Below are 23,175 nucleotides of genomic sequence, written 5' to 3' on the forward strand. Positions count from 1 at the left end.
GCACGCGCATGGCGGGGTACGTCGAAAGCCGCCTCAGGGCGGCTGGAGACGTGCCCCGCGTCTATCCCTTCAACCTCCCATGATCAGCACCGCGCCGCAAAGGCGGCCGCCCGCTACAGCGCTAGTTGAAGAGCGCGCGGGCGGCCGCCTTTGCTCTTCCAGCGCTTCAGATCTTGTCGTCGTTTATCAGCGGGTTTCGACCGTCTTCGACATAGGCGATGGCGGCAATGTCACCCGGCAGCGTGAAGACGACGTGGAAGTACTGGGTGTCGAGAAGCTCGGCGCGACGGTCCTCCAGCCATTGCGCGCGGGCCAGCGATTGGCAGCGGGGACAATGTCTGTCGCGGCAGCTGTTGAAGGCGATGCGCTGGTGGCCGCATTGATCGCACTGCTCGATATGCCCGCCGAGCGCGGCGGTGCGGCAGAGTTCGATCGCCGTCATGACGCGACGCTGCGCGGTGCTGAGCGACGCGTCATGCTGCACGCGATAGGCTTCGCCATAGCGGCGGAATATATCCGCCACCTCCGGCCCCGAGCGGGCCATCGGCTTGAGCTCAGAAGTACTGAGGCTTGGCCGGCGGCGGCGGGGTGGGGGCCGGACGCGGTAAGAGCTCGTACGGGCTCGACGTGGCGCAGACCTTGTTGGTGGCAATCCGCAGGTAATGGGCGGTGGTCGCGAGGCTGCGGTGACCGAGCAGCAGTTGAATGGTGCGCACGTCGGCGCCGGCCTCCAATAGATGGACGGCAAAGGCGTGCCGCAGGCTGTGCGGCGTGACCGGTTTGGGCAAGCGGGAGAGGTCGCGCGCTTTCGCGCAGGCTTGTCCCACCGCATCCCTGGTGATCGGCTGGCCGGCACGATCGCCGGGGAAGAGCCACGCCTCTGGCCGGCGCACCTTCCAATAGCTGCGCAGGATCTCCAGCAGCTTGGGCGACAGCATCACGTAGCGGTCCTTCTGGCCTTTGCCCTGCTCGACGCGGATGACCATTCTCTGGCTGTCGATGTCCGTGGTCTTCAGCTGAACCGCCTCCGAGATGCGCAAGCCGGCGGCATAGCAGGTGGTCAGGATGGCGTGGTGTTTGACGTTGAGGACGCAGCCGAGGAATTGCTGAACTTCCTCGGGGCTGAGGATGACCGGCAGCTTCTGCGGCTTCTTGGGGAACGGGAGGACCTCTTCAGGCGCCCAGTCCCTTTCGAGCGTCACACTGTAGAGAAAGCGCAGCGCAGCGATGGCGGTGTGGATCGAACCGGACGCCAGCTTCTTCTCGTTGGTCAGATAGACCTGATAGGTCCGAATGTCCTCGCGCCCGAGCACGTCCGGCGACTTGCCGAAGTGGCGGGCGAATAGCGACACCTGTTGCAGATAGGAGAGCTGGGTGTTGAGCGCGAAGTTGCGCACCTGCATGTCCTCGCTCATGCGTTGCCGAAGTTGGGTCATGACAAGCTCCTTTGTCCGATGGAATGGGCTGCAAGCAGCCACCCCATGCTCGCGCAGTTGGAGCTCCTATTGAACGCCTGACCGGCACCACAGAGGACGCCATCAAGACCGCGCCGTCGGCGTACACCCTCCTTGCCGCTCCGCCATGGCGGAGCGGGTTAGTCCTACTTCACATATGGCTTGACGTAAGACGCCGGCATCAGCCGAACCTCGTGGCCCAGTGCCATTAGAACCCGAGCCCAGTGGTGTCCTGTCGCACAAGCCTCGATACCGATCAGGCACGGCGGCAAAGCCTCGAAGAATCCAACGACATCGTCGCGGCGCAGCTTACGGCGGGTCACGGTTGCGCCAGCAGCATTGATCCCGTGGACTTGGAACAGGTGCTTGGCGATATCCACCCCAATTGTGGTAATCTTCTCCATGGACGGCTCTCCCTCATGTGACTTTCGACAGCCACACTTTGGCACATTGCGATGCCGGGAGCGGAGGCCGTCCACCACATCAGGTCAATTGCCGTCCCCGGCAAGCCGATCAACACAGGTTCGCACCAGGAAATGCGTTCCAACCTCCTCGGCCAGGCAAAACAGCTCATAGATGTCGCTCTCGCGATCACCAATATGAACGCATCGTCCAGGGGCAGCGAGAAGATCGGTCGATTGCCGTAAATTCTCGAGCCAGCGGATGCTCTCCTTCTGCTCGATCGGCACCCGTGTCGGATTGATCTTTCGTTTCAGCGCCGTCGTCCCCTTGAACTTCTTGCGGGTCGAGAACTTGATTGCCGACAGTCCTAGAGCGGTTTTCCCTTAATCGGAGTCGTTTGTTTGCAGTGAACGGCTTGTTCTGATTCCCTGATCGAAGTGATTTGCGGAAGGAGCAGCGGCATGGCACGAGCTTACAGCCTGGATTTGCGGACGCGTGTTATCGAGGCGATAGAGGCAGGCCTGTCGACCCGAGAAGCGGCACGGCGGTTTGCCATCGGGATATCGACGTCTGGTGCATGGTATCGGGCCTGGCGTTCGAGCGGCAATCTGGAACCTGGGCGGCAGGGCAAGCCGAAGGTATCGAAGCTGGACGCGCACGAGACTTTCATTCTCGCCTTGGTCGAGACCGATGAGCGGGACATCACGCTTGCCGAGATCGTTGATCGCCTTGCGGCAGAGCGCGGGGTCAAAGCCAGCCTGACGACGGTCCATGCGTTCTTCGCAAAGCGTGACATCACGTACAAAAAAAGACAGCGCACGCGGCCGAACAGCAGCGACCGGATGTTTTGGCAGCGCGGGAAGAGTGGTTCGAAGGCCAACTCGATCTCGATCCGAGCCGCCTGTTCTTCATCGACGAAAGTGGCCTCAATACCAAGATGGCCCGGCTACGAGGCCGCTCTGCGCGTGGACAGCGTTGCCGGGCGGCTGTTCCTCATGGGCACTGGAAATCCACGACCTTCACGGCCGGCCTGCGCCTCGACGGGATCGTCGCACCCTGGCTCCTGGACGGCGCCATGGATGGCGAAGCATTCCTGGTCTACTTGCGCCGCGTCCTCGTGCCGACGCTTCAACCCGACGATGTCGTCGTGATGGACAACCTGCCTGCTCATAAAGTGGTCGGTGTCCGCGAAATCATCGAGGCTGCGGGGGCTTCCCTTCGCTATCTTCCGCCCTACTCCCCGGACTTTAACCCCATTGAGATGGCTTTCGCCAAGCTGAAGGCTTTACTGCGAAAGGCAGCAGCCCGGTCCATCCCGGAATTATGGGACGCCGTGGCCGTCGCCATCGATCGTTTCCACCCCAAAGAATGCGAAAACCTGTTCGCCCACGCCGGCTACGATGCCTAACCGTGATTATCCAGAAACTGCTCTAGCGGAAGCCCCTCGGTCGTCACGGCGAGACTCGAATGCATCAGGATACCGCACTGCGTGCGTCCTGCCGTCTTGCCCGTAAAGCCGATCAGATCCGGCTTCTCGCGCTTGAAGCTGAATTCCGTCGTGTCATGGAGGACGAGGATCGGTCCCTCCGTCGCCGCTACGCGCCCGCGCGTCGCCTCGAAATGACCGCCAAGAATATCCGCCTCGTCGACCCGCTCGTTGGAGAAGAAGCGATAGGCGGCCTTCGTGTTGGCCCAATCCTGACAAACCAGCGGGATGCTTTGACCCATGTCGCTCCCGATTTGTGCGAGCAATTTGCAGAACCGGCGACCAAGCCGCTCATCCTTAAACTCGCATCCCGCAACTTCCCGATCAACCCACTTCAACCGGTCGTCAATCGCTGAGCACGCGCCCCCGCACGTTCCTTCACCAAGCCCATCGAGCACCCCGCGCTTCCGGATCAGGTGCTCAACAACGAATCACAACAGATCCTACTGATTCAAGATTTCGGCCGCGGCGCCTCGCTCAAATCCGACGTCAAATGTGGGTAATTGCAAGGTCGCAACAACCACCTTCAGGTCCTCAGACGGCATGAACAACCTCCTGAGATCTCACACCTAGCGATGTATCGAGGAAGGTTCTCTTCCTCGAAAAGGGGCAAATCGAAGAGCAGGGAACGCCGCAAGAAGTGTTCCAGAATCCGACGTCACCAAGGTGTCGGGCCTTCGTCCCCACGTTCGGTCACCCTAATGCAGTTGCGCCTCTCGATCTGGGGGAGACGTCGCCATCTCCGTTTCACCAGACGACTAATTGGAATGGCGCCTGGCTTTACTCGTGATCCGCGCTGAGCCGCTCTGACGCACGATGGTGAAACCTGGCTCTTGTTTTTAACGTGAGTTTCACGGCATTTCCTTCGGATCTTTCTGTATAATCGAGACAACAAGACATTCTGCGTTCAGCTTCACAGAGAGTTTCAATGGTTGAACATCAACAGACTTCTACGATCGGCCGAGCCTGCATAATCCATCGAACCGCCGGATACGGACCCGTACGTCCGGTGGTGTGGGAGGGGCGCAGCCACGAGGCTGCCCCCTATCCCGATCCTGACCGTGGGTTCCCACAGTGGGTCCAAAGCGGGCACCAGCGAAGCCGAACGCAACCAAGGCTGGGCTGTGGACGCGGAATCAACGACTATCATGTCCCTGCCATACCTTCCGAGCTGTCTTAATGCCTTTTAAAGGGAATCGAAATGGCAAACGAAGCAACAAATGAGACGACAAACACAAGAGGACACGTCAGCAAAATGCAGAGCGGTTTGGAATTGCTTGCGCAGATCAAATTGAGGCCGAACGGATCGGTTGAAGCATTTCTAAATGATGTCGGGCCAGTACTGAGGGCTTTCACAAAAAAAGATAACCCGTTCAAATACAAGAAGCCAGTGAACAAGATTAATAATGAATGCTACAGATTTGTGATAGGAAGGCTTGGGCAGGGCGTAGTGAAATCACCATCCGAAGGTGCCGACATTCTAGACAAGCTGATTTCGGCAGCATTGAACGACAGCGACACTGAATTTCAGGAGCTCATCGCAGAGGCATACCAATTGGATGCCAAAGTGGCAGAGGAAACACCAGACGAACCACCGGGAGCGGAAGGGAGGAGGAGGAGAAAGTTGAAGCACGAACCAACACCCACCGATGACGGACAAACGCCCGAGGACCAAATGCGGGAATAACCAAACCGCACGGGGACGCTTTAGGGCGCGCCTGAAGGCATCGTCACGTCGATCGCGTCGAGATAACCTTGGCCGAGGTTTGCTTGTAACCGACCTGGAGAAATGTGCCGGATTGCGGTCCATCTCCCCACCAATTGCCCCCGCTGCGAAGACGTCTGAGCACACTCGGATACTTGAAATAAAGCTCCAACTCCATCACGGGCGTGCCAGGGAAATCCTGAGCCCAAAGGAGAACGTGATGAGATATTATGTGGCGGCAAAGCTCGCGATCACCGCGGAATTAGCCGCTTCGGGACAGCGCCGCCACATATCCACGACCGACACATAACAGCGGATCGCGGCGCAGCACGTCTTGTACCTGCAACGACAATGAGGTGAAGCCTTTGGGCATGAGGCCGCCTCCGATGCCACGGGCCCACCGTCGGCCACAACTGCCCTGACAAAGCCAGCTTCGGATTTGGTTCGGTTCGCCGCGAAGGCTCTTCGCCAAGTCACCAGCAGAGAACGCGACAAGCCGTATCGCCGCGCTGTCGCAGCAACCAGGCTTGGCTCGGACAGGCTCTCCAAGACAATCCGTGCATTCTCTTCCTTAGACCAACGGCGCCGCCGGCCTGTCTCCACCACTTCTAATCGATTCAGCGCACTGATCGTATGGCTGTCCATACGTACAGTTCTCGACCATCAGGCCAGCTCGTCGCAAGGTCCTCGGAGGCTTACGCGCTGCCGAGCGCCTTCATGGCGATGACACCACCATCCGTATCTCCGTATCCTGGGGAAGGGCAAGTGCACGACAGGGCGGACTTATCTGCGGGATGACCGGCCCTTTGCCGAGCCTGCGCCGGCGACGGCGGCAGGATATATCCAGATGTGTAGGTAGTTGTGAGTGATGGAACCACGAATAAAGCTTTTTATAGGGAACGATTCAAGCTTTGGGCCGCGCGCAATAAAGAATGTGTGGGACCCATCCATTTGGGGAGCATTCGGCTCATTCATCACTAAAAAAATGCTTGTACATAAAAGCCAATCACTCTTTGCGGAGAGTGCGTCCACCGGAATTTGTTATCCATAGCCCTTGCTACGGTTCAAAGGGCGCAACTGTTACGTAGAGGGCTGGCCGGCTGCTGAGTCAACAACACGTCACATTCCCCCAAGAGCAAGCGATCGCTACGAGTTCGGGAAGAGCCAGATTTGGTGCCGCTCTCGGACAACGATGGCAGAAAGTGACAGGGACCTATTGTCACCGTGGAGATCAGTTTTCGGGACCACATTTTTGGTGGTTGGTGGGGCTTTGTCGCCCTTCTTTGTTTATGCACTCGTGACGTAAAGCAGCGAAGCCGACAGCCTGACTTCAGGGATCAGAATAGCTTCATTGGACCGTAGAGCTACCCCGATGAGCTTCACCTCCCGCTCGTCTGCAAGGGGCAGGTCTTTCCCATAATTGCGTGAACCCAAGTTGAGTTCTGCTTGTCCATTGGATCCTGTCACTGTCTACAATTTCGGTCCAATAAGGAAGAGCGCCCTCTCCTTGCGCGAACAGCCAAGTGAGAAAGTTCCGCAGTCGCAATCAAACTCCCTTGATTCGCAAAGAGCCACCAATTCGATTAACGAAGAACAATAGCATTAAGTCACGCGCACAGGCGATAACTGCCGGGCCGGGATCTATATAAGGCTCATTAGCTCTCCCATTCACCAAGCACAATCAAGTGGCACACTTCTTTCTTCCATTACGAAGCACGACTAAGCGGTTCTATCCCCCCCCTCTCTCTCTCTCTCTCTCTCTCTCTCTCGCGATGGCGTGGAACGCTGGTGAGCCATTCACCGATAATGATCCTGCCCAGATTTTGAACCACATCAGAGCCCGCACGCTTACGTACGCAGCCCATATACGTGTCCATGCTATTAACCTCGTGTACATCTACATGATGGAGCAGGATGCTCGTGCTTGTGTTGCCCAACTAAGCTTTGGTCCCGTTACTAGCTGGACGCCACAACAGAAGCGGCCTCCGATTTTCGGTCCGATAGGCCCGTACGACTGGTTCGTTGCTGTCCCGAGTAACTGGTACGCAGCTGTCCACCAGGACGGGACCATCCGCGCCGCTAATAACGTTCCGGTGGTGGCATGGGGCCGCGTGACACTGGAGTGATCAAAGGCCGCCACCGATCGACCTGGCGCGTATTTGTGGTGTTGTGTGTTTCGTTCAGTCAGTTGTACTTGTTATATTTTGCTTTTTGGCTTGTAAGCGTTTGCTATCATGTACTGTGACTCGGCTTTGTGGCAAGGCCCGTCTGTATCGCCGTTCATTGTTATGAATAAAGTCAGGTCAGGTTATAATTGTAGTAAAATACCGCTTCCGCGATTTCGTATGGACTGGGTTTATTCAACGGGAATTCGGGGAACTCCGAAGCGAAAAATTGAATTCGAAAAAATTACTCAAAAGATGCGAACCGCCCACGATCGCGCAAGAATAGGGCGCTACAAATCAATAAACAATAAAAAGTTGAAATATTGAACTTGCTAATGAGCGATTGTTGTCCGTGTAAGCTAAAGCGTGTGTTATCCAGCAAGTCCAGTCCCTCTTAGCGTTGCCAATGCGGTTTGTCGCGCATCGAGAGGTGGCTCGGTTTGTTTGGACAGGAATTCCCGATTTATAAGTGGAACACTGCCTCTGGTTAGGCCGCCTCGGGAAGCGGTAGCGGGGTGAAGTAGGCCTCATCTGGCGCTCTGCCGTCAAGGCTGGAATGCGGGCGTCCCCGATTGTAGAAATCGAGATATTTTCCGATCGACGCTCGCCCTTCGCGAACGCTGTCATAGGCCTTGAGATAGACCTCCTCATATTTCACCGACCGCCAGAGACGCTCGACGAAGACGTTGTCGCGCCAAGCGCCCGTGCCATCCATGCTGATCCTGATCTCCCGGTCGAGGAGGAACCTTGGTGAAGTCACGGCTGGTGAACTGGCTGCCCTGATCGGAGTTGAAGATCTCGGGCTTGCCGTATGTCGCCAGCGCCTCCTCGAGGGCTTCAATGCAAAAGGCCGCATCCATGGTGATCGACAGCCGCCAGCTCAGTACCTTGCGCGTGAACCAGTCGACGACAGCAACCAGGTAGCAGAAGCCGCGGGCCATCGGGATATAGGTCAGGTCCGTCGCCCAGACCTGGTTGGGCCGCGTCACCGCCAGCTTGCCCAGCAAATACGGATAGATCTTGTGCCCGTCGCCCGGCTTCGAAGTGCGCGGCTTGCGGTAGAGCGCCTCGATACCCATGCGCTTCATCAAGGTGCGCACATGCAGGCGACCCGCCTCATAGCCTTCGCGCTTCAAAAGCTTCTGCAACATGCGGCTGCCCGCGAACGGGTAATCCAGATGCAATTCGTCGATGCGCCGCATCAGCTTCAGGTCTGCCGCCGATGTCGGCTTGGGTAGGGAGTAGACGCTGCCGCGGCTGATCCCCAGTTCGGCCGCCTGCTTGGCAATCGGCAGTTCATGTTCCCGGTCGATCATCGTCTTGCGCTCCCCGACCAGCCGGCCTTGCCGAGCGCCGAGCCTAAAAAATCATTGGCCAGCGTCAGCTCTCCGATCTTGGCATGGAGGGCCTTTATGTCCACCGTCGGCTCCGATTTCTCCGCCACGCCAAACACGTTCGAGGCCCCTTCCAGAAGCCGCTTTCTCCAATCCGTGATCTGGTTCGCATGTACATCATATTGCTGCGCCAGCTCGGCCAGCGTCTTTTCTCCCTTGATCGCCGCAAGCGCAACTTTCGCCTTGAAAGCCGGGCTGTGGTTCCGGCGTGGTCGTCTGCTCATCCGTGATTCTCCTGTTCCGGCACTCATGCCGATCTCAGGCAGAAATTCCACTTATCACCCTGTCCATTTTTTTGCCGAGCCACCTCTTCGGTCGAGTCGAGCGGCGTGAAATCGAATACGGGTATATGCTCACGTGAATATCGGAATGGGGATAGACGATATCGGAATGGCGGCGGCGGCAGGATATATCGCGTTGGCGCCTTCGCTTGTTGGTGTATTTGTGCGCTAGTTTGTTCGTTTGTTTGCCACGCGATGTCCAAAACCTGGTCGGGCCGAACCGTTGGCAGAATGAATGTTACGCGGCACACGTGACGTGCAACGGGCGTTGATCGTCATGCGATGGTAAGAGCGGCCCGCAGAACCGACAATTGCTTATGCGCCTTCAATCGTCGGAAGCCCAAGGGCGGCGTAAAGGCCTCTGGAATGTAATTACATGGGGTAATCGCGGGAGCCGCGTCCACGTGCCGCTTTGTAGCCCTTGCGCATAGGCGGCGGTTGTTCCCCGATATGATGAAAAACGGGGCTCACGAGTCGGACCCGGACCCAGCAGCAATCGGAGAACAACAACCATGGACCAATTTATCGGCCTTGATGTGTCATTGAAAGATGGAGTGGTTGCCGCCCTCCCCAGATGGCATCGCAATGTGCCAGGATAGTGGTGTTTACAGCCACTGAGCGGAAAGGACGGCAACCGTGACGAAAGATACAATGATCGGGGTGGATTTGGCAAAGACGGTTTTTCAGCTCCACGGGGCGTCGATGACGGGAGAGCTGAAGTTCCGGAAGAAATTGTCACGGGGGAGTTTTGCCAAATTTATGGCCGATCAGCCGCCAGCGGTGATCGTGATGGAAGCCTGTGGCAGCGCGCATTATTGGGCCCGCGAGATGAGCAGGTATGGCCATGAGGTGAAGTTGATCGCCCCGCATTACGTGAAGCCTTTTGTAAAGCGTCAGAAGAACGATGCGGCAGATGCCGAAGCGATCGTAATCGCGGCTCAGAGACCTGAAATGCGCTTCGTAGATCCAAAGACTGCCGAGCAACAAAGCAGGGCAATTTTGTTTCGCGCTCGAGAGCGCCTTGTGCATCAGCGCACCGAACTGGCCAACGCACTCAGGGGCTGCCTCTATGAATATGGCCATGTTATTCCGAAGGGAATGCATCAGTTGAAACGCATTGATGAGATCCTCAATAACCCAAATAGCGACTTGCCAGATTTGATGCGCGAGGAGTGCCGCGACCTGATGGACCAGATTGCCGAGAAGACGGTCCGCATCGATGCGCGAACAGTGAAGATCAAGGCGCTGGCGGCTGAAGCCGACACGGCGCGGCGACTACAAACAATTCCAGGTGTCGGCCCGTTGACCGCCCTGGCTGTTGAGGCCTTTGCCCCGCCCATAGAGAGCTTTCGGTGCGGGCGCGACTTTGCCGCATGGCTAGGGCTTGTTCCGCGCCAATTCTCCTCCGGTGGAAAAGAGCGGCTCGGACGCATTTCTAAGGCGGGCCAAGCTGATATCCGCCGACTGCTAATCATTGGCGCGATGTCGCGCCTGACCTGGCTGACCCGCAAATCGATCACCGAAGGCTCATGGCTCGCGCGTATGGCCGCGCGAAAGCCAAGAATGCTTGTAGCGATAGCATTGGCCAACAAAATGGCGCGTACGATTTGGGCCGTGCTTACAAAAAATGAGGATTATCGAGTTCCGACACGGGCAGCCGTAGCATGATCGATATGCCACTGCCACTTGGCGTCGGATAGCGAGGGAGTAAGAAGGCGACGACCCGAATGGGCAAAATGATCGATCAGATCTGGATCAGGAAAACCAGTGCAGTCTCTTGAGCATCTGAGCTCGTTTGAAAGATTTGGACCTGATCCGCAGATCACCATACCGGCCAGCGGCTTTTGACATGCCGCATTTAAAGGCCTGACAGAAGACCGCACTCGATCACTCGCATATTTGGGTTAGAAACTTCTTGCGCCACGGGCGGCAACCACAGAAGAGACCTCGATCTCGGTGCGGCAGAATGGCAAGCGGAGCTGGCGCGGCAAATGCCCATCTGATCCGAAGTTGCTGGCCGAAGTGATCTGCAAGCGTGCGCCCAACGCGAAGAAGATCGTCTTCGAGACCGGCCCCTTATCGGTCTGGTTCTATCATGCGCTGACGGGGGAAGGCCTGCCGGCGATCTGCATCGATGCCCGTCACGCCAAAGCGGCGCTCGACATGGCGCCGAACAAGACCGATGCGAACGATGCAGACGGTCTGGCGCAGCTTGCAGAAGTTGGCTTTTACCGGGAGGTGCGGGTCAAGCAGTATGACAGCATGCTGACCCGCACACTGGTAGCCGCGCGCAGCCAGCTGATCAAGATCGTAACCGAGCTGTCCAATCAGATCCGTGGGCTGATGAAGACATTCGGGCTGGTCGTTCCCAAGGGTGCCGGCCGCGTATTCGAAGCCAATGTCCGAAACCTGATTGTCGATAACAAGGGACTGGAGCGGATTATCCTGCCTCTGCTCGAGACCTGGCGCACCGTGCGCGACCGGGCGGCGGAACTTGATCGGCAGCTTGTCGCCGCTGCGCGGGAAAGCGCGCCATGTCAGCTGCTGGTGTCGATACCGGGTGTTGGCTCGGTTGTCGCAGCCTCCTTCGCTTCAGCGATCGAGGCTCCGGAAAACTTCAGGACATCTCGTTCAGTTGGTGCGTGGCTCGGTCTCACCACCCGGCGCTACCAGTCGGGAGAAGTTGATTTTGACGGGCATATATCGCGGCGTGGCGACAACCATCTGCGGGGGCTGCTTTATCAAGCTGCCGTGGTGATCCTAACGAGAACCCTTGCTGACAGCACGCTTCGAACCTGGGGACTGAAGCTCAGGAAAAAGGTCGGCTTCAAGCGGGCCGCGGTCGCCGTGGCCCGCAAACTCGCTGTCATCATGCACACAATGCTGAAAACCGGCGAGCCTTTTGATCGGTCCGCCGGCGCGACCGCCTGAGATCGCACCGCATGGCATGGGAGACCACTCATGACTTGAAATTGAGCCACAACCAGATTGCGTCCTTTCTTCGGACACGCCGAGACGTCCCTGCCGGGACGTAGGTCGGGCCATTCCGCTATCGTGGGTTGCAGGTGCGTAACGTTCACGCAAACTGCGTTAATTACATTGGAAGGCCTCGCCTTGCGAATATCCATAATGCGGCGAACAGATGTCGACCGCGAAGACAACCATGCCTCCCGGCAAACGATGCCGCCGACTGCCAGGCCATGGCGGTTCTCCATCAGAGCATGCCCCATGTAGCAGAGCTTGGCCGGCTGCCCGTCGCCCTTCTTGTATAGCCGAGCTTCCGGGTCCGTCGTGCTTTGGTGCGTTTCATTTGAACGCTTCTCTTTGTGGAAGCTGCGCTCAGCGTTGCGTCCGTAATTACTCACGCCCTTGTCAGGGGCAAGAATCCCTGAATCTATGGGGATATGGATCGCACTGATTTGCAGCGTCTGACGAAGGAAGAGTTGATCGATCTGGTGCTGCGGATACAGCGGCCAGAGAAGACATCGCGCACGTCGTCCAAGCCACCTTCGAGCGATCGCAAGGCGCGTCGGGACAGGGCAAAGCCTGGCGGCGCTAAGGCGGGTCATAAAGGTCACAGCCGCGCCATGAGTGAGGATGCCGATCGCATCATCGATCATCATCCCGACCAATGTCTTTGCTGCCGCGCCAGCCTGTCGAGCGATCTTGCTGCCGAAACCGTCAGCGAGCACGACAAGATTGAGCTTCCCGCGATCAGGCCTTTGATTGAGCGCCATCGGCGTCTGGCAGTCCGATGCCCGTCCTGCGGCACGCTGGTCGTCGCGGCTGTGCCAGATGCGGCGAAGGGGACGCCGTTCGGGCCACGCGTGCACGCCGTAGCGACCTATCTCAAGACTTTCCAGGCCCTGTCCTACGAGCGGCTGCAGGGCGCGTTCGCGAACCTTTTCGGTCTCACCATCAGCCAGGGCGGACTGATGAACATGTTGCGCCGTGCCCAGGGCGCATTCGCGGCCGAGTGCGACAAGGCCGTCGCGGCGTTGCGCCGGGCCAAGGTCATCGCCTCCGATGAGACCGGCGTGCGGATCGAAGGAAGCAACGCCTACCACTGGGTGTTTCGCTGCGCCGAAGCGGTTGTTCATCAAGCGGCGCCAACGCGCGGCGCTGTCGTGGTCCGGACCCTGATGGACGGCCATCGGCCCGACGTCTGGTGTTCCGATCGCTATGCCGCACAACAAGGTCACGCAAATGCGCATCAGACCTGCCTGGCGCATCTCGCCCGCGACGTCGCCTATGCGGACGAGGCAAGTGAGGACATGCTGCCCTCACGGCTCAAACGTTGGCTGCAAAGGGCCTTCGCCCTAGCCGACGGTATGGAAACCTTCGCCGCCTCGACCATCGCCGGCAAGCGTCGCGCCCTGGAGCGAAGTCTGGACGATATCTTCGCCACCACAACGTCGTGCGATCTGGCCCGCGACATCCAAAACAAGTTCAGGCGAGCTCGTGATCAACTTTTGACCTTTGCCCAATGGCCAGGAATGGTCGACGCGACGAACAACGCCTGCGAACGGGCGCTGAGACCCGCCGTCGTTCAACGGAAGATCACCAACGGCTATCGCGCCATGTGGGCCGCCCAGGGCGAAGCCGACATTCGAACCGTCGTCGACACGGCTCGTCTCGCGCCAGGCACGAACTCCTTCAAAATCATCCTTCAAACCGTCAGCGCCTGAAATCTGCGATGACTGAGCCCGCGACCTTGATCTTCCGAGCCTCTCTTCGGGCCCGGCTTTGTCGGGACATCGAGGTGTCGAGTTCGAGCACGCTGGCGGATCTGGCCGAAGCCATCGTAGCGGCATTTGGCTTCGACTTGGACCACGCCTACGGCTTCTATTCAAAGCTGACGGGAAAGCTGTTCGACTCGCCCCTGCGGTTCGAACTCTTCGCCGACATAGAGGGGAGCGGCTCTCGCAGCGTGAAGGGCACCCGCGTCAGCACAGCCTTCCAGAAGGTGGGCTCGGCAATGACCTTCTTGTACGACTACGGTGACGAGTGGCGCTTCCGCGTTGAACTTATTGGAACAGGGCAGGCGCAGCCCGATGCCAATTACCCGAGGATCGTCAGCAAGATCGGCAAGGCTCCCCCGCAGTACCCGGACATCGACGACGAGTGACGACGCACCGTGCCGCATCGAAAGGGTGGGTAATTACTCTGGAATTGCTATTTAAACGGTGTACCCAGTGTCATATTATCTATTTAGTTCGAGCTTATTCTCGTCGTTACCGTTGTGGCTGTTGGTGTATTGTGAAGGCGCGCATATTTGTTTGTTTTATGCGAAATAGATGGCGCGCAATGTTGTCGCCTATGTACGAAAATTATAAATTATAAAACAGTAGTATCCACTCGAATACAATAACGTAGCGAGAAAAAAGGTGTTATACAAAATAGCAAAGGTGTGGCGCAGCTATGCTCCTGCGCAACGGGCGTATGCGTTATGGAGTGCAATTAACTGGCTTGGTAGTTCTGCGCTGAAGAACCGAACTCCTGACACGTCACAACTGGTTCCAAGGAGGGCGTTTCGCACCTGGGCGAGACGAGAGTTATACGTCAAGAATGGCTGAGTGTGGTGCGTGGCCTATATGCTTATCCCATGCTCGTCGCAAGTGCGAATAGAGTTGTCACCTTTCTTAGTGTTTGCATTGTAACGCGGAAATTGCCCCGAGTCTGCGACCAAAGTCTTAGTGGGAAGGGGCAACTCCGTTTGATAGGCGGAGCGCATTTGTCTTTTTGCCGAAGCCGTCGAGCTCTTTTGCTGTGGACGGCGACGAGAGAAAAATGACCGGCGGGCCAAGTGAAGAATGGATCGGGTTCGATTTCACACCGCTCGACGCGACTGTACGTGACAAACCACATTGGCGACGCGAACAAGCGAACAAGCACACGTCTCACTGGATGGCACGCATTACAGCCGATGCGAACTACAATCGCTCACAAAATGGTCAAAGCAGACCGAGAAGAAGATAGACGGAAACTTGCCTGGCCGTTATTTTAAGTTAAGTGAACAGTACAACATGGCACCATAGGCGCAGCGTAACTAACGAAAGTGGAAACAACAACAATACAACCAACAAACATGACGACGCATACATAAGTGGAAGAACCTAATGTCGTTCTCCGGGGGCCAGGACCAACATTGGCGTATCGGCGGCGAAATTGACACCACTAATCATCCCAACCAGACGCACTCGGCCAGTCCGTGGCGGGGATAGGGGGAGGCCAAGTCATCTGTCCATGGGCCACGATGTCGAACCGCCCTCTCGTCGTATCGCGCGTCCATACTTCGTTGTCTTGGAAACTGAAGCGGTCGGTCTGAACGATAGCCAGGAAATACTGCATGTCTTCGCGCTCAACGTTAGTGCACAATCGCCCGTGGTACTTGCCCGAAATAGATCTAGCAGTGATGACGGCATCGTATGGCCGGCAGTTCATCGCTATCACCACCCCGGGGCAATATTTGGTGGGGACCGCCGCGAAACTCCTGTCTGTAACACAGGATTGTGCAAGGTCGCTAGGCAAATAGACATACAAGAGAGGGGGGTCTGGAGCATCAACCGAGAGGGCGTCAACATCGATCGCCTCATTGGTGCCATCGAGTGGAGACTCTGTCATACAGGGCTCCGTTTCGAACGCCCCAAAATTCCTTGGAGGACGGCCCGTAGCTTGTTCATAAGCTCGCGCCGCAGCCACCCACTTGACCTGAGCCCGCTGGACCCGCTTTTGGAGGTGCTTACGGTATCCTTTGACTGCCTTCTTGAGACCCTTGCACAGTTTGTCTCCGGTCATGCCCGTTAGGCAGACGCTGTCAAATTGGGGGCGCTCATAGATCGGATAATTGCCTGCCATGGTGAAGTGTGATGTCTACGACAGATACTATAGAGGGCTTGTTGCGTGATCAACTATAAGAGTGACTCGTATATATAGACAGGCTTGTCCACGCGTTCACCAGCCAGCGGGCCGAGATCGAAAAACCTCCTTTCCTTCTGCCAAAAGCCATCAAATGCCCCCGTCTAAAGCGTGGTCCAATAAGAAAAAGCCTCTTAATCACACGAAGCGTGTATTCAGCGACAAGCGTACTGTTTTTTGTTTATAAAAAGCTTGTGATAATTTCTCTCGCTTTTTAGCCCTTTGCAGAAGGTGCTTGCTTCGCCAAGGCTAACAGAAATAAACGACCCTTTCACCGGCGAAGGGGCAAAATACTATTTCAACGAGCAATGGAAAGGCAGAACCTCCCGCTCGTCTCCAAGGGGCGGTTTCTTGCCCGTAATCTCTTCGCATGCGGCCATTCGCATAATATTGCGCGAACAGAAGTGGAGTTCTCCTTGTCCATTGAAGCCTGTCACTGTCTGCAATTGCGGTCCAATAAGGAATAGCCGGCCCACCGGAATACAGATGCAATAAAGATGAGGGAGTCATCTCACTTGGTTGGCTGGTCACTTTTGGTGGGTTGGCTGGTCACTTTTGGTGGGTTAGCAGGATATATGGCGTTGTCACCTTTCTCTCTTTCTTTGTCTGTGCATTCGTGCACGGGACCGTCAGAACGTCTGTGTAAGCGGCGTCCGTGAAGATGTGCAGGCTCAACGAGCTGAGCCTGGAAATCGATCTGAGCTGCTGCCGGTTTGATGGACAACCAAGGCCGCAGCCTACTTCGCGAAGGAAGCGATATGAAGTTCGGCTTCATCGCGGAGCACCGGACGATCTGGCCGGTGGCATGGCTATGCGATGCGCTCGGGGTGTCGCGGTTGGGCTTCGATGCCTAGAGCATCTTTGATGAACACAGAGTCGGTTTGAGGACCTTCACGCGATAGGTCCTGTCTGATTCACTGTCCCGGTGATTTGCGAGGAGGTGATGATGACGAGGAGCCTGAGCGCGGACCTTCGTGGGCGCGTGATTGCGGCCATTGAAGACGGGGTTTCGACGCGGGAGGCGGCGCGTCGCTTCCGGACCGGTATTTCGACGGCCGGGAGTTGGTATCGCCGCTATCGCGAGACCGGCGAGATGGAAGCGCGCAAGCAGGGCCAGCCGTCGCGTTCGAAGCTCGACGCAAGAGGCCATCATTCTTGGCCTCATCGAGCACGCGCCGGACATCACGCTTGCCGAGATCGGGGAGCGCCTTGCCGCCGAGCGCGGCGTTCGGGTAGGCAAACGCACATGAATGGCACATCGCCGCCGCTTAAACCTTCTAATCGATTGGGCCGCTAAGACGCTCTGGCCCTATGGATGAACAGGCTTTTCCAGCAGACCGGTTTTCGTTTGCTCCGAAGCAGCCGTCAAAAAATACTTCGGCTCAGCACCTTCTCGCGCTTCTCTCCTGCGGTCGATCCGCGGTTCAGCTACCGGGGAGAAGATGTCGTGGCCACACTGGAGCGGACTTGTCGATGAGTCGGCTAACCGAGATCCTTTCGTCGAAGCGTCGGGCGAGTCTAAGCGGTATCAGTGACGCGCCGCCCCAATAGTTGCTGTTCCGTGAACGGCCACGTGTCTCCACCCAGGCCAGCAGGATGCGAAACATGTTGTGGTCGTGTTAACGAGCGTACGGAACAACAGGTGGAAGGCCACGCCCACGAGAGCGTAAGCGATCGAGCCGGCAACGATGTAGAGGATGGTGGTGAGCAAGATGTTCACGCCCATGGCTTCCATCGTCACGTCCGCGATCATCGCCGGCCGGGTGCAGGCGATGAACAGCGTATCTTCCTCGAGCGTCGGCCGCGCACTCGCCATGGCGTCAGCTTCCGAAGATGGTGTTGACGAATCGGTGGCACCGATGATCCAGAACCCCGCTCGTCTCAGATCCATGTAGGCGAACATCCAGGCGATGCAGATCACGATCACCGCGATGGTGGCCAGCAGCTTGGCAATGTTGCTGGTCAGCGTATCGACGATGTTCTGCAGTACGGTTTCGATGCCGGCGGCTTCCGCGAATGCGGGCTCGATCACGGTCGCGACGATGGCCGGCGCTAGGACAGCGGAGGCGGCGATCGATCGGATACGGCAACTGAAGGTCATTCACTCTGCTCCGTTTGACTGTTTTGAAACACCATTCAAAGCGGTGAACAGGAGCACCTGCCGTCCATGTTGTCGGCGGATTCTCGGGAACTATCCCGGCAGTTGCAGTTGCACCAGCAGAAGATTTTTCCTCCAAGCTCGCAGAAGGCGATTCGTAGTTTCAGCCCGGCCGAGGCCGCATATTACATCGGTATAGGAGAAGGCTATCTCAGGCAGATAGCATCGGAAGGTTATGGCCCCGAGCCGCTCGCAAACGGTCGGAGGATGTACACGCCAGAAGACATGGGGCGTATTCGGCGGACCCTTGATGAAAGGAACGGCACTCCAAAATATGACCCGAACCGCCGCCCTGGCGAAAAACTTCAAGTGCTCGCGGTCATGAATTTCAAGGGGGGTCTGCCAAAACCACCACGTCCGCCCACCTAGCCCAGTACCTCGCCCTTCGCGGTTACAAGGTCCTGGCGATTGACCTGGACCCGCAAGCCTCCCTGTCTGCATTGTTCGGCCACCAGCCCGAACTTGACGTGGGAGAGAGCGAGACGCTGTTTGGCGCCATCCGATATGATGAGCCGCGCCCACTAGCAGATATCGTACGAGCGACCTACACGCCGAATTTGCACATAGTGCCGGGCAACCTCGAATTGATGGAATTCGAACATGAGACTCCGAAGGCGATTATGACTGGTTCGGCGGAATCGATGTTCTTTGCCCGGATCGGCGAAGTCCTAACGGACATCGAGAGCCTTTACGACGTAGTCATCATAGACTGTCCGCCACAGTTGGGATTCCTGACGATGTCGGCGCTGTGTGCGGCGACCTCGGTTTTGATCACCGTTCATCCGCAGATGCTCGATGTGATGTCCATGAGCCAGTTTCTGGCAATGACGAGCGAACTCATGTCAGTGGTCGAAAGGGCAGGGGGACGCACCAGCTACGACTGGATGCGCTATCTCGTGACCCGTTTCGAGCCAAATGACGGCCCACAAAGTCAGATGACGGGGTTCATGAAGGCCATATTTGGCAATCGGATGCTTCATAACCCCATGCTGAAGTCGACGGCCATCTCCGATGCCGGTGTCACCAAGCAGACGCTTTATGAGGTTGAGCGTTCTCAGTTCACCCGCGGTACTTACGACCGTGCCATGGAATGCCTGAACCAGGTAAATTCCGAAATCGAGGGCCTTCTGAAGGCCACTTGGGGGAGAAAATAATGGCCCGCAAGAATCTCATTGAGGTTTCGGGTAATGACGATCTAGCACTACTTTGGCAGATTTTTAGCAGCGGGCGCGTTTTTGGAATTCCCAAGAGAGAGTTTGCGTGATTCATGGGAGGTCGGCTTGTGGAGGGCCGATCAATGGATGTGGACTGGCAAGCCGATCTCGAGCACTGGCTTCAACCGTTTTTGGCAGGTCTTTCGCATCCAGCTCGGCGCCGGATGTGTCCGCTGTACATTGCTGGTCTGATCGGGCCGGGCGACCGCAAGAGCGTTCAGCCGATGGCGGCGCGTGCTGGCGATGTCGGCTACGATCAGCTTCATCATTTCGTCGCTGCCGGAGTTTGGGACAGTGCTCCACTGGAGGCCGCCCTGCTGAAGGAGGCAGATGGCCTGGTTGGCGATGAGGCGGGGTTTCTTGTCGTCGATGACACGGCGTTGCCCAAGAAGGGAAGTCACTCGGTTGGCGTCGCGCCACAATATGCCTCGTCGCTCGGAAAGACTGCCAACTGTCAGTCGCTGGTCTCGGTAACGTTGGCGTCGCGCGAGGTGCCGGTGATGGTGGGCCTGCGGCTATTCCTGCCCGACACCTGGACGAATGATCCCAAGCGGATGATGCGGGCGCGCGTCCCGAAGGATCGACAGGTCGCTCTGACAAAGCCGGAGATCGCCATCGAAGAGATCGATCGTGTCATCGCCTCCGGCGCGCGTTTCGGCTGTGTGCTTGCCGACGCGGGCTACGGGTCGAGCAGCTCTTTCCGACAGGCTTTGAGCAAGCGCGGCCTGCGGTGGGCAGTGGGTCTGTCGCGGCGCCAAAACGTCTATCCGGCCGACGTTGCCCTGATCTTCCCCGTCGCGAAGGCTGGAAAGCCCCGCAAATACCACATCCCTGATCAGCCCCCGGTCGCTGCTGAAGCGTTGTTGGCCGGAGGGAAATGGCAAAGGGTCAGCTGGCGGCGGGGCACCAAAGGTCGGCTGACATGTCTCTTCGCGGCCCGCCGCGTCCGCGTTGCGGATGGTCATAAGCACCGCATGCTCGATAATCGTATGCAATGCATGCCGGGCGACGAGGTCTGGCTCGTCGGCGAACGCCGGTCGACTGGCGAGCAAAAATACTATGTTTCGAACTTACCGGCCGATGCCAGCCTCAAGATGCTCGCTGCCACGATCAAGGCCAGGTGGGTCTGTGAGCAGGCACATCAGCAATTGAAGGAGGAACTCGGCCTCGACCACTTTGAAGGTCGATCCTGGACTGGATTACATCGACACGCCTTGATGACCATGATCGCCTACGCCTTTCTCCAAGCCCGCCGCATCAAAGCAGCGGGACGGAAAAAAAAGAGTCGGCGGACCACCGCCACAACCGAGCATGCCAGCTGTTAGACAAGCCATTCTCGACCTCTTCACGCGGTCGCCACCCCGCAGATGCCCTCACTGTCAGAAGCTGCTCGCACACGCCCTCAAACCTAAACTGCCAAAGTAGTGCTTCTGTAATGGGCCTTCGTTCGTCAAGTCCCCTCTGAACGATATCTCGTCGCCAGGATCATGCTTCTGTCCGTGGTCAGCGCGAAGGCCGCCACACTATGCCATCAGATCCAGAGCTGACAGGTCAATCTAGGAAGCGTGGTTTGCCGAAGCATTCACAGCACTACACACGACCTTGCCAAGCCCTCGTCCCGGCGACGGGACCTCAGGAGAGCGGTGCCGTTTCGGCTCGCTCCGAACGCTCTATCTCCTATGCCATCGCTGCGGCCTTGCTCCAGCGGAAGTCGGTCGCATCCACCCACATGCGATGGAGCACGACGCCCAACTTGCGGGCAAGGGCCACCTTGGCGCGCTTCATGCCCCGACGTTTGGCCACGTCGAGCGCCCAGTGCTTCAGGCTCGAGAAGCGGATCGCCCGCGTCAGCATGACGTGCGCAGCTTCAAAGAGCGCAGTTCGCACCATGGCGTCGCCGACCTTGCTGACACCACCGTCCCGATCGGTCTCACCGGATTGATATTTTTTGGGCGTAAGCCCGAAGTAGGCTCCGACCGTACTGGATTTTCCAAACCGCATCGGGTCGTCCACCGCCGAGCGATAGGTCAGGGCGACCAAGGCCCCAACGCCAGGTGTGCTCATCAATCTGTGGCAGACCTTATCAGCGCGCGCGATCTTCAGCATCTCGCGATGGAGCTTGCTGAACTCGCACCACAACGCCATCCGCGCCGCCAGCATCGCACCAATCACCGTCTCCAAAGTGACGTGGCCTGCTGTCAGCTCCCGGATGCGCGTCTCAAACTTTCCACGACTGACCTCTCCGACCTTCAGCCCATAGCCGCGCAAGATCCCGCGGATGCTAAGTTCGACGTCGAGAAGCTTGCCTTGCAGAAGCTTGCGTCCAACAAGAAGGGCTCGGCTATCCTTGCAAGTCACCGATTTGGCATGAACCGGACGGTACCATCCCATCCTCAGCAGTTGGGCGATCCCGCGTGCATCTTTCCGGTCGGTCTTCACCGTCATAGCCGAGAGCGCCGCCTTCACGTGCCGCGTCTCGAGCAAAACCGCATCGCGTCCGGCGGCCACAAGCCCGGCATGCAGCCATTGCGACAATGGCCCGGCCTCGAGCCCAATGCGACTAACAGACAATTCCAGTTCGTCGAAATAGCGGACCAGCGCCTCCGGCTCGCTGGCGATCTTGACCTCGCGCATGATCGTTCCGGTCGCGTCAACAATGCACACGCTGCTCTCTTCCAGAGAGACATCGATTCCCGCATAATGTTCCATGGCTGTTCCTCTCATGATGTTTGGAGCCGATCGCTCGGACTCCGTTTCAACACCATCATTCTGAGGGACAGCCACCCAACCTGGCTATGCTCGCGAAGGCCGGCCCATTACGGCATCTAGCAGGCTGTTGAAAAAGGCACTCGCCACCGGACCGCAGCGGTGATTCACTGGTTCCGAAGGGATTCGGAGGTGACGAGTGCGCGGCGGCGACGATCGAACTGGCGAACTGTTCAGCTATGTTGACCTTGAGGCGCGGGTGCGGCGCAATCATCCGTTGCGGGCGATCCGGTTAATCGTGAGCGAGGCGCTGTCGGCGCTGGAGCGGGACTTCGCGGCGATGTATTCGCCGATCGGACGGCCATCGATCCCGCCGGAGAAGCTGCTGCGGGCGATGCTGTTGCAGGCTTTCTATTCGATCCGCTCGGAGCGGCTGTTGATGGAGCGGCTGGAATACGACCTTCTGTTCCGCTGGTTCGTCGGGATTGGCGTTGACGATGCGGCCTGGGATCATTCTGTGTTCTCCAAGAACCGCGACCGGTTGCTGGAGGGCGACATCGCTGCAAAGTTCCTGAGCGCGGTGCTGGCGCAGCCCAAGGTCGAGAGGCTTCTGTCGACGGATCACTTCTCGGTCGACGGGACGCTGATCGAGGCCTGGGCGTCGATGAAGAGCGTCAAGCCGAAAGACGGCTCGGGCGAGCCGCCGGCTCAAGGCGACGGGCGCAACGCCGAAGCGGATTTCCATGGCCAGAAGCGGTCGAACGATACACATGGCTCGACCACCGATCCTGACGCCAGGCTCTATCGCAAGGGTAAAGGCAAGGAGGCCAAGCTGTGCTTCATGGGACATGGGCTGATGGAGAACCGCCACGGCCTGCTGGTCGAAGCCTGCCTGACACTGGCCGACGGGCATGCCGAGCGGGTAGCGGCACTGCACATGGTCGAGCCTCGCGCCGACCGACCGCAGGCGATCACGCTCGGTGCCGACAAGGCCTACGATGCGGAGGACTTCGTTAACGAACTGCGTTCGATGAAGGTGACGCCGCATGTGGCGCAGAACACCAGCGGCCGTAGTTCGGCCATCGACGGGCGCACCACCCGGCATAGCGGCTATGCTGTCAGTCAGCGTATTCGCAAGCGCATTGAAGAGGCGTTCGGCTGGATCAAGACGGTCGCCGGTCAGCGCCAAACCAAGTTCCGCGGCCGGGACCGCGTCGGATGGGGCTTCACCTTCGCTGCCGCCGCCTACAATCTGGTGCGGCTGCCGAAGCTCATCGCGGGGACCAGCTGAC

Annotated in this window: 13 protein-coding genes and 11 pseudogenes; 12 read left to right on the top strand and 12 right to left on the bottom strand. The window is 57.9% G+C overall.

Annotated features, from left to right (window positions below):
* Window positions 1–211: 211 nt before the first annotated feature.
* From ACFSOZ_RS23925 to ACFSOZ_RS23940, 4 genes and pseudogenes are all read right to left on the bottom strand, one after another.
* Window positions 212–544: pseudogene (locus ACFSOZ_RS23925) on the bottom strand (IS91 family transposase); the annotation flags it as partial.
* A 10-nt stretch (window positions 545–554) separates the two neighbouring features.
* A complete protein-coding gene (locus ACFSOZ_RS23930; protein ID WP_379101918.1) occupies window positions 555–1,436 on the bottom strand; it encodes a tyrosine-type recombinase/integrase in 882 nt (293 codons plus the stop codon).
* Between the two features lie 167 nt (window positions 1,437–1,603).
* A pseudogene (locus tag ACFSOZ_RS23935) lies at window positions 1,604–1,858 on the bottom strand (IS110 family transposase); the annotation flags it as partial.
* Between the two features lie 84 nt (window positions 1,859–1,942).
* On the bottom strand, window positions 1,943–2,143 hold the full coding sequence (locus ACFSOZ_RS23940; protein WP_379101920.1) for a hypothetical protein: 201 nt from the start codon (window positions 2,141–2,143) through the stop codon (window positions 1,943–1,945).
* A gap of 174 nt (window positions 2,144–2,317) precedes the next feature.
* Between ACFSOZ_RS23940 and ACFSOZ_RS23945 the strand changes: the two genes are divergently transcribed.
* Window positions 2,318–3,264, top strand: a protein-coding gene (locus ACFSOZ_RS23945; protein ID WP_417568611.1) for an IS630 family transposase whose coding sequence is annotated in 2 segments (ribosomal slippage) — window positions 2,318–2,659 and window positions 2,662–3,264 — 945 coding nt in all. Because the reading frame shifts where the segments join, the coding sequence is not laid out codon by codon here.
* Here the strand turns inward: ACFSOZ_RS23945 and ACFSOZ_RS23950 are convergent.
* Entirely contained in the window at window positions 3,261–3,740 is a 480-nt protein-coding gene (locus ACFSOZ_RS23950; protein WP_379101924.1) for an IS4/Tn5 family transposase DNA-binding protein, read from the bottom strand. The genes ACFSOZ_RS23945 and ACFSOZ_RS23950 overlap by 4 nt on opposite strands.
* A gap of 176 nt (window positions 3,741–3,916) precedes the next feature.
* Here ACFSOZ_RS23950 and ACFSOZ_RS23955 point away from each other — a divergent pair.
* A pseudogene (locus ACFSOZ_RS23955) lies at window positions 3,917–4,024 on the top strand (histidine/lysine/arginine/ornithine ABC transporter ATP-binding protein); the annotation flags it as partial.
* Window positions 4,025–4,543: 519 nt separating this feature from the next.
* Entirely contained in the window at window positions 4,544–5,029 is a 486-nt protein-coding gene (locus ACFSOZ_RS23960; protein WP_379101926.1) for a hypothetical protein, read from the top strand.
* Window positions 5,030–5,488: 459 nt separating this feature from the next.
* Here ACFSOZ_RS23960 and ACFSOZ_RS23965 read toward each other — a convergent pair.
* Window positions 5,489–5,692, bottom strand: a pseudogene (locus tag ACFSOZ_RS23965) (transposase); the annotation flags it as partial.
* Between the two features lie 2,007 nt (window positions 5,693–7,699).
* Window positions 7,700–8,830, bottom strand: a pseudogene (locus ACFSOZ_RS23970) (IS3 family transposase).
* 708 nt (window positions 8,831–9,538) lie between these two features.
* On the opposite strand from ACFSOZ_RS23970, the gene ACFSOZ_RS23975 reads away from it, so the two are divergent.
* Window positions 9,539–10,555 carry an IS110 family RNA-guided transposase gene (locus tag ACFSOZ_RS23975; protein ID WP_379102035.1) on the top strand — a complete coding sequence of 339 codons (1,017 nt, stop codon included), beginning with the start codon at window positions 9,539–9,541 and terminating at the stop codon, window positions 10,553–10,555.
* A gap of 282 nt (window positions 10,556–10,837) precedes the next feature.
* Window positions 10,838–11,818: an IS110 family RNA-guided transposase gene (locus ACFSOZ_RS23980; RefSeq protein WP_379102037.1), complete on the top strand. Its 981-nt coding sequence runs from the start codon at window positions 10,838–10,840 to the stop codon at window positions 11,816–11,818.
* Between the two features lie 257 nt (window positions 11,819–12,075).
* Here the strand turns inward: ACFSOZ_RS23980 and ACFSOZ_RS23985 are convergent.
* Window positions 12,076–12,240: pseudogene (locus tag ACFSOZ_RS23985) on the bottom strand (IS5/IS1182 family transposase); the annotation flags it as partial.
* A gap of 51 nt (window positions 12,241–12,291) precedes the next feature.
* Here ACFSOZ_RS23985 and tnpC point away from each other — a divergent pair.
* Window positions 12,292–13,575 (top strand): IS66 family transposase, encoded by a 1,284-nt coding sequence (tnpC, locus tag ACFSOZ_RS23990; protein WP_379101928.1) that lies wholly within the window; start codon window positions 12,292–12,294, stop codon window positions 13,573–13,575.
* A gap of 8 nt (window positions 13,576–13,583) precedes the next feature.
* Window positions 13,584–14,015 (top strand): IS1096 element passenger TnpR family protein, encoded by a 432-nt coding sequence (locus tag ACFSOZ_RS23995; protein WP_095090355.1) that lies wholly within the window; start codon window positions 13,584–13,586, stop codon window positions 14,013–14,015.
* A 1,049-nt stretch (window positions 14,016–15,064) separates the two neighbouring features.
* Here ACFSOZ_RS23995 and ACFSOZ_RS24000 read toward each other — a convergent pair.
* Window positions 15,065–15,745, bottom strand: coding sequence for a RolB family protein (locus tag ACFSOZ_RS24000; RefSeq protein ID WP_379101930.1), 681 nt, complete (start codon window positions 15,743–15,745; stop codon window positions 15,065–15,067).
* Between the two features lie 785 nt (window positions 15,746–16,530).
* Here ACFSOZ_RS24000 and ACFSOZ_RS24005 point away from each other — a divergent pair.
* Window positions 16,531–16,656, top strand: a pseudogene (locus ACFSOZ_RS24005) (IS3 family transposase); the annotation flags it as partial.
* A 95-nt stretch (window positions 16,657–16,751) separates the two neighbouring features.
* Window positions 16,752–17,102: a helix-turn-helix domain-containing protein gene (locus ACFSOZ_RS24010; protein WP_379101932.1), complete on the top strand. Its 351-nt coding sequence runs from the start codon at window positions 16,752–16,754 to the stop codon at window positions 17,100–17,102.
* Window positions 17,103–17,406: 304 nt separating this feature from the next.
* Here the strand turns inward: ACFSOZ_RS24010 and ACFSOZ_RS24015 are convergent.
* Together ACFSOZ_RS24015 and ACFSOZ_RS24020 are read right to left on the bottom strand one after the other, a co-directional pair.
* A pseudogene (locus tag ACFSOZ_RS24015) lies at window positions 17,407–17,621 on the bottom strand (VirB3 family type IV secretion system protein); the annotation flags it as partial.
* 39 nt (window positions 17,622–17,660) lie between these two features.
* A pseudogene (locus tag ACFSOZ_RS24020) lies at window positions 17,661–17,906 on the bottom strand (TrbC/VirB2 family protein); the annotation flags it as partial.
* 66 nt (window positions 17,907–17,972) lie between these two features.
* Here ACFSOZ_RS24020 and repA point away from each other — a divergent pair.
* Together repA and ACFSOZ_RS24030 are read left to right on the top strand one after the other, a co-directional pair.
* Window positions 17,973–19,117: pseudogene (gene repA, locus ACFSOZ_RS24025) on the top strand (plasmid partitioning protein RepA).
* 106 nt (window positions 19,118–19,223) lie between these two features.
* A pseudogene (locus ACFSOZ_RS24030) lies at window positions 19,224–20,502 on the top strand (IS701 family transposase).
* Window positions 20,503–20,854: 352 nt separating this feature from the next.
* Here ACFSOZ_RS24030 and ACFSOZ_RS24035 read toward each other — a convergent pair.
* Window positions 20,855–21,886, bottom strand: a complete 1,032-nt coding sequence (locus ACFSOZ_RS24035; protein ID WP_378976780.1) for an IS110 family RNA-guided transposase — start codon at window positions 21,884–21,886, stop codon at window positions 20,855–20,857.
* A gap of 196 nt (window positions 21,887–22,082) precedes the next feature.
* Between ACFSOZ_RS24035 and ACFSOZ_RS24040 the strand changes: the two genes are divergently transcribed.
* Window positions 22,083–23,174, top strand: a complete 1,092-nt coding sequence (locus ACFSOZ_RS24040; RefSeq protein ID WP_379101934.1) for an IS5 family transposase — start codon at window positions 22,083–22,085, stop codon at window positions 23,172–23,174.
* The last annotated feature ends 1 nt before the right edge of the window (window position 23,175 follow it).

The sequence above is a fragment of the Mesorhizobium newzealandense genome, assembly GCF_042682145.1.
In the GTDB taxonomy this organism is placed as follows: Bacteria; Pseudomonadota; Alphaproteobacteria; order Rhizobiales; family Rhizobiaceae; genus Mesorhizobium; species Mesorhizobium newzealandense.

Coding starts and splice junctions, on each gene's coding strand:
- ACFSOZ_RS23930 (WP_379101918.1), bottom strand. CDS start 1,436: ATGACCCAACTTCGGCAACGCATGAGCGAGGACATGCAGGTGCGCAAC.
- ACFSOZ_RS23960 (WP_379101926.1), top strand. CDS start 4,544: ATGGCAAACGAAGCAACAAATGAGACGACAAACACAAGAGGACACGTC.
- ACFSOZ_RS23975 (WP_379102035.1), top strand. CDS start 9,539: ATGATCGGGGTGGATTTGGCAAAGACGGTTTTTCAGCTCCACGGGGCG.
- tnpC (WP_379101928.1), top strand. CDS start 12,292: ATGGATCGCACTGATTTGCAGCGTCTGACGAAGGAAGAGTTGATCGAT.
- ACFSOZ_RS23995 (WP_095090355.1), top strand. CDS start 13,584: ATGACTGAGCCCGCGACCTTGATCTTCCGAGCCTCTCTTCGGGCCCGG.
- ACFSOZ_RS24000 (WP_379101930.1), bottom strand. CDS start 15,745: ATGGCAGGCAATTATCCGATCTATGAGCGCCCCCAATTTGACAGCGTC.
- ACFSOZ_RS24010 (WP_379101932.1), top strand. CDS start 16,752: ATGACGAGGAGCCTGAGCGCGGACCTTCGTGGGCGCGTGATTGCGGCC.
- ACFSOZ_RS24035 (WP_378976780.1), bottom strand. CDS start 21,886: ATGGAACATTATGCGGGAATCGATGTCTCTCTGGAAGAGAGCAGCGTG.